Raw genomic sequence first — 5687 nt, forward strand, 5'->3', positions numbered from 1 at the left:
TACCCGAACAGCTCCAGCACGCCCCGCTGCTCGATTTCCACCAGCAGCGCACCAAGTTCAGCCTCAGCAGAACGCATACACGCAAGCAGCGAACCAATACGGTCGGCCAAGGCCACCGCATCGGCGTGCTGGATCGCGTCGCTGGACATACCTCCAAGCTACCCCGGAAACGAACGCGTGTTCGTCACACGATCGGAGGTACTGTTCAGGTTGTTTCCGTGCGGTGGAGATGTAACCGCGGACACGCAGCCAGGCGGTGCGGGCGTGACGTGGCGGCAACCGCGGCACCGCAGCCGGTGCTCGGTCACCGACGGGCGAACACGCAACGACTTCGGTGCCGAGGCACAAGCTCGGGCCACTCCTCGATGCTGCTCAGGTCATCTTGACAGTTGTCGTCAGGGCTGCGCGTCCACTGTGGAGCGGCACGAAGAAGGGGCCGGTCGTGGCGAACTCGCCACGACCGGCCCCTCCGGCGCGCAGGACAGTCAGTTCACGGTGGTACCGGGGTCGACGAACACGTCCTCGCCGTCGACGCGGACCGCGTAGACCTCGACCGGCTCGATGCCGGGCGGGGCGCACGGCGCGCCGGTGCGCAGGTCGAAGCACGCGCCGTGCAGCCAGCACTCGAGGCCCTTGTTGGTGACCTCGCCCAGCGACAGCGGCTGGAACGCGTGCGAGCACTCGTCTCGCAGCGCGTGCACCTCGTCGCCGTCGCGCACCAGCACGACGGGGACGTCACCGACCTTGACGGCAAGGGGCTTCTTGTCGTCGAGGTCCGACAGCGTGCACACTTTGGTCACATTCGGCGAACGCATGGCGCCCCCATTTCGTGCGAGTCCGGGTTGCGGTCGTGAGGTGGCGTGGGTTCAGGACGCCGGCGGGGCGAGCCGCACCGGGAGGTCCTTGGTCCGGGTGAACCCGGGCCGCAGGATCCACGGGATCTCTTCGCGCGGCACGGCGAGGGACAGGTCCGGGAACCGGGTGTACAGCCCGCGCAGCGCGACTTCCGCCTCGAGGTAGGCGACGTGCTGGCCGAGGCAGCGGTGGATGCCCTTGCCGAACCCGAGGTGCTTCTCGCTGCCGATGGCCAGCCGGTCGATCTTCAGCTTTTCCGGCTCGGGGAACATCCGCGGATCGCTGTTCGCGGCCATGATCAGCGGCACGATCGGCATCCCCCGCGGAATCACCACGCCGCCCACCTCGACGTCCTCGAGCGCGAACCGCGGCTGGCCGAACTGGATCGGCCCCAGGCGCTGCAGCTCGCGCACGGCCTGCGGCCACAGCGACGGGTCCGCCTTCAGCAGCGCCAGCTGGTCCGGGTGCTCGTGCAGGGCGAGCACGGAGTTGCCGATCAGGTAGGTCGTCGTCTGGTGGCCGGCGGTCACCAGGCTGAACAGGACGCCGACGAGCTCGTCGTCGGTGGCGATGCCCGGGTTCTTCGCCTGCGCCTCGACGAGGGCGGTGACCAGGTCGTCCTTCGGCTCGGCGCGCCGCCGCTCGATCATCCGCTGCGCGGCGGCGAGGGTGGCGCGGACTTCGCCGGGCAGCCGCTCGCCGTCGAGCGTGGCCATCGCGTCGCTCCACGCCCGCCACTGCGGGCGGTCTTCGTGGTCGACGCCGACCAGTTCGCAGATCACGGTGACCGGAAGCGGGTAGCAGAACGCTTGGACGAGGTCGATCGGCGTGCCGTCGCCGCCGGCCTCCTCGAGCTTGTCGAGCAGTTCCGCGGTCAGCTCCTCGACGCGGGGACGGAACTTGCCGACCCGGTGCGCGGTGAGCGCGTAGGAGACGAGCTTGCGCAGCCGGGCGTGCTCCTCGCCGTCGGAGGCGTTGATGAGGTTCTTCAGCCAGGGAATCAGCTCCTCCGGCATGTTCAGGTGCCGGAACACCCCGTTCCGGATGTCTTCGACGGGCGAATCCGGGAGCGGGTTGGTGAGGAACCGAGGGTCCGTCAGGACCTGCCGCACGTCGTCGTAGCGGGCGGCGAGGTACATCGGCGGGCCGCCCATGAAGCCGCCGATCTGCAAGGTCGGTGCCTCGCGGACCTGGGCGTGTGCCCCCCACGGGTCGGCGACCACTTCTGGTGAGAACAGGTCGACCGGCTCGGCCGCAGTGTTGGCCGTGGTGGTCATCGGCCCCTCCCTTTCGTGTCGGAAAGCTGGCGATCCGTTGGTGTGGGACAGGCGCGCTGCGGCCCCGTTTCGCAACGATAAGGAAATGGCGGCAAGCTGAGCATCCCCCAACCTGATAGGTGTCCGCGCGAGTCCCTTGTGGACACAGTGCCGGACGTGGTACCGGTGCTCGCTCAGTGCGTGGCGACGAACTCCTTGAGCGTGCCGATGACGTACTCGATCATTTCGGTCGTGATGCCCGGGTAGACGCCGATCCAGAACGTCCGCTCGGTCACGATGTCGCTGTTGGTCAACGGGCCGGCGATGCGCTGCGGCTTGCCGATGTAGGCCGGGTGCCGGGTGAGGTTGCCCGCGAACAGCCGCCGGGTGCGGATGTTGCGCGCCTCGAGGTAGTCGACGGCTTCCGGGACGCCGAAACCCGCGTCCGGTTTCACCGTGATGATGAACCCGAACCAGCTCGGGTCACTGCCCGGCGTCGCCTCGGGCAGGATCAGCCCGGGCAGGCCGTCCAGGCCTTCGCGCAGCTGCCGCCAGTTGCGCTTGCGGGCTTCGATGAAGCCCGGCAGCTTGGCCAGCTGGCTCAGCCCGAGCGCGGCGTGGATGTCGGTGCTCTTGAGGTTGTAGCCGACCTCGGAGAAGACGTACTTGTGGTCGTAGGCCTCCGGCAGCGTGCCGAGGTGCAGGTCGAACCGCTTCAGGCAGCGGTCGTCCTCGCCGGGCTCGCACCAGCAGTCGCGACCCCAGTCGCGGAACGACTTCGCCAGCTTGGCCAGCTTGATGTCCGAGGACAGCAGCATGCCGCCCTCGCCCATGGTCAGGTGGTGCGCCGGGTAGAACGACACCGTGGAGAACCGGCCGAACGTGCCGGTGAGCCTGCCCTGGTAGGTCGAGCCGACGGCGTCGCAGTTGTCCTCGATGAGGTGGCAGCCGTGGCGCTCGGCGAGCTCGGCGATTTCCGCCACCGGGAACGGGTTTCCCAGCGTGTGCGCGATCATGATGGCGCGGGTGCGCGGGGAGATCGCCGCTTCGACCCGCTCGGCCGTCGTGTTGTACGTGCCGAGCTCGATGTCGACGAACACCGGGATCATGCCGTTCTGCAGGATCGGGTTCACCGTGGTCGGGAAGCCGGCGGCGACCGTGATGACCTCGTCGCCCGGCTTGAGCTGCTCGTCGCCGAGCGTCGGTGACGTCAGCGTGCTCAGCGCCAGCAGGTTCGCCGACGAGCCGGAGTTCGTCAGCACCGCCTTGCGCCGCTTGAGCTTCCTGGCGAAGGACGACTCGAACTTCGTCGCGATGGTGCCGGAGGCGATGCGCAGGTCGAGCGCGGCGGCCACCAGGGCCTCGCGGTCGGCGGCGTCGAGTACCGCCCCGGACGAGAGGATCGGCGTCTGCCCCGGGATGAACGGCGCCGGCCCGGCGGACTGGGCGTCGTGGTAGTCGCGGACCTGCTCCAGCAGGTGCGATCGGGCTGGGTCGACCATGTCGTATCGATCCCTACGTTCGAGTGCGGTTGGCGCGGACCTGACGGCTCTCCAGCCACGCTAAAAGCGCCGGCAGGGGGCGGCATCCCTCAACGTGGTAGGGCGCCCGCGGCAACCGGCGGAGACTACCCGCGTTGGTGATGGCCCGGCCCCGCGCCGTGGGCAAGCTGGAGCCGACCACGCGCCGCCCCTGGGAGGACGATCTTGAAGGTTCTTAATCTCGCGGGGGTCGCCCCGTCGACGGTGTTCAGCCACGTCCCGCTCGCGAACGCCCTGCGCAACGCCGGCCACCAGGTGATGACCACCGCGTCGGTGGACGAGCTGCTCGGCACCATCGCCGGGGTCGGGCTGTCCGCGGTGCGCACCACGGACCCGGACCGGTCCCCGCAGCAGGTCATCGCCGACAGCGGGCTGACGCGCGTGCCGGAGGACCCGGTGGAGCGCGAAGTCATGGCCGGCCGCTGGTACGCGCACATGGAGTACGTGACCCTCGACGCCCTGCGGGCGTTCAGCCGGGACTGGCGGCCGGACGTCATCGTCAGTGGTGTCACCTCCTACGCCGGCCCGCTGCTCGCGGCCCACCTCGGCGTTCCGTACGTGCGCCACGCCTGGGACATCCACGACCCGCGGTTGATGGACGAGGGCGCGGTGGACCAGCTGAGCGAGCCTCTGAAGGAGCTGGGTCTCGACGGCTTGCCCGAGCCCGCGATGACGATCGAGATCGCGCCGCCCAGCCTGCGTCCGCAGGACGCCCCGCCCGTGCAGCCGATGCGGTGGATCCCGGGCAACTCGCAGTCCGTGGTGGAACCGTGGATGTACAAGAAGGGCGCGGGCACCCGGATCGGCGTCACCATCGGCACCGGGGTCGCGAGCTACAACCAGTACGACTTCCTGCAGGGCGTCGTGGAGCAGATCGCCACCCTGGACGCGGAGGTGGTGGTGGCGGTGACCGAGGACGCCGTCCCCGAACTGCGTGACCGGCTGAAGAACGTGCGGACGGGCTGGATCCCGATGGACGTCGTCGCGCCCACCTGCGACGTGCTGGTGCACCAGACCGGTGGCAGCACGATGATGACGGGGCTGACCTTCGGCGTGCCGCAGGTGCTGATCCCCGACACCAGGATGTACCGCGCCGCCGACATGGCCCGCCGTCTCGCCGAGACTGGCGCCGCCGTCGTGCTCTCCCCGGAGGAGGCCACCAGCGAGGTCATCGCGAAGACCTGCGAGGAGATCGTCGCCAATCCGAGCTTCTCCGCCGCGGCCGGGAAGCTCGCCGCGGAGATCGCCGCGCTGCCGTCGCCGCACGAGGTGGCGCAGCGCATCGAGCGGCTCGTCGACGCTCGGAAATGAGCGTCCGCACCCGCAGCATGACCGTGCGGCCGCTGACCATCAGCGGTTCCTTCCTCGTCTCGTCGGTGTCGTTCGGTGACGAGCGCGGTGACTTCTTCGAGGTGTACCGCGAGGACGTGCTGACCGAGGCACTCGGGTACCGGCCGAGGTTCGTGCAGACCAACGTCTCGACGTCGTGCCGCAACGTCCTGCGCGGCGTGCACGGGGCGACCACCCCGCCCGGGCTGGCCAAGTTCGTCACGTGCCTGCGCGGCTCGCTCCTCGACTTCGTCGTCGACGTGCGGACGGGCTCACCGACGTTCGGCCAGTGGGAAATGATCGTGCTCGACGCCCACGGCGGCACCGCGGTCTACGTGGAGGAGGGGCTCGGCCACGCCTTCGTGGCCCTGCAGGACGACACGTGCGTCCAGTACCAGCTCTCCGACCTCTACCGGCCGGCGGAGGTCCTCACCGTGCACCCGCTGGACCCCGAGATCGGCCTGCCGCTCGAACTCCCCGGGGAGCCCGTCCTGTCCGACCGCGACGCCGCCGCGCCGACGCTGCGGGAGGCCGGCGCGCTCGGCCTGCTGCCGGACTACGCCACGTGCCTGGCTCTTCGGGCCGCCCGTACGCAGGCATCAGCCGGACTCTGAGCACGGCGAAGGCCCGGGACCGCGGTCCCGGGCCTTCGCCGGGGGGGGCGGGCGCGCGGTCGCCCCCCCGGGCCAGGGCCGCCGATCGGAAG

The 5687-nt window shown here is 69.9% G+C and carries 5 protein-coding genes and 1 pseudogene; 2 read left to right on the forward strand and 4 right to left on the reverse strand.

Annotated elements, in window-relative coordinates; genetic code table 11:
• From AB0F15_RS44785 to rfbH, 4 genes and pseudogenes are all read right to left on the reverse strand, one after another.
• Nucleotides 1-149, reverse strand: a pseudogene (locus AB0F15_RS44785) (HNH endonuclease); the annotation flags it as partial.
• A gap of 336 nt (nt 150-485) precedes the next feature.
• Nucleotides 486-815, reverse strand: coding sequence for a non-heme iron oxygenase ferredoxin subunit (locus AB0F15_RS44790; RefSeq protein ID WP_360284010.1), 330 nt, complete (start codon nt 813-815; stop codon nt 486-488).
• A gap of 51 nt (nt 816-866) precedes the next feature.
• Nucleotides 867-2132 (reverse strand): cytochrome P450, encoded by a 1266-nt coding sequence (locus tag AB0F15_RS44795; protein WP_360284012.1) that lies wholly within the window; start codon nt 2130-2132, stop codon nt 867-869.
• 173 nt (nt 2133-2305) lie between these two features.
• On the reverse strand, nt 2306-3613 hold the full coding sequence (gene rfbH, locus AB0F15_RS44800; RefSeq protein ID WP_360284014.1) for a lipopolysaccharide biosynthesis protein RfbH: 1308 nt from the start codon (nt 3611-3613) through the stop codon (nt 2306-2308).
• A gap of 204 nt (nt 3614-3817) precedes the next feature.
• Here rfbH and AB0F15_RS44805 point away from each other — a divergent pair, with 204 nt between their 5' ends.
• Complete coding sequence (locus tag AB0F15_RS44805; RefSeq protein WP_360284016.1) at nt 3818-4963, forward strand: glycosyltransferase; 1146 nt, start codon at nt 3818-3820, stop codon at nt 4961-4963.
• Between the two features lie 17 nt (nt 4964-4980).
• Nucleotides 4981-5595 carry a dTDP-4-dehydrorhamnose 3,5-epimerase family protein gene (locus tag AB0F15_RS44810; RefSeq protein WP_360284018.1) on the forward strand — a complete coding sequence of 205 codons (615 nt, stop codon included), beginning with the start codon at nt 4981-4983 and terminating at the stop codon, nt 5593-5595.
• The last annotated feature ends 92 nt before the right edge of the window (nt 5596-5687 follow it).

Source organism: Amycolatopsis sp. NPDC026612, from assembly GCF_040638285.1.
GTDB lineage: Bacteria > Actinomycetota > Actinomycetes > Mycobacteriales > Pseudonocardiaceae > Amycolatopsis.

Excerpts from the sequence above, each read along its gene's own strand:
- AB0F15_RS44790 (WP_360284010.1), bottom strand. The coding sequence starts at position 815 with ATGCGTTCGCCGAATGTGACCAAAGTGTGCACGCTGTCGGACCTCGAC.
- AB0F15_RS44795 (WP_360284012.1), bottom strand. The coding sequence starts at position 2,132 with ATGACCACCACGGCCAACACTGCGGCCGAGCCGGTCGACCTGTTCTCA.
- rfbH (WP_360284014.1), bottom strand. The coding sequence starts at position 3,613 with ATGGTCGACCCAGCCCGATCGCACCTGCTGGAGCAGGTCCGCGACTAC.
- AB0F15_RS44810 (WP_360284018.1), top strand. The coding sequence starts at position 4,981 with ATGACCGTGCGGCCGCTGACCATCAGCGGTTCCTTCCTCGTCTCGTCG.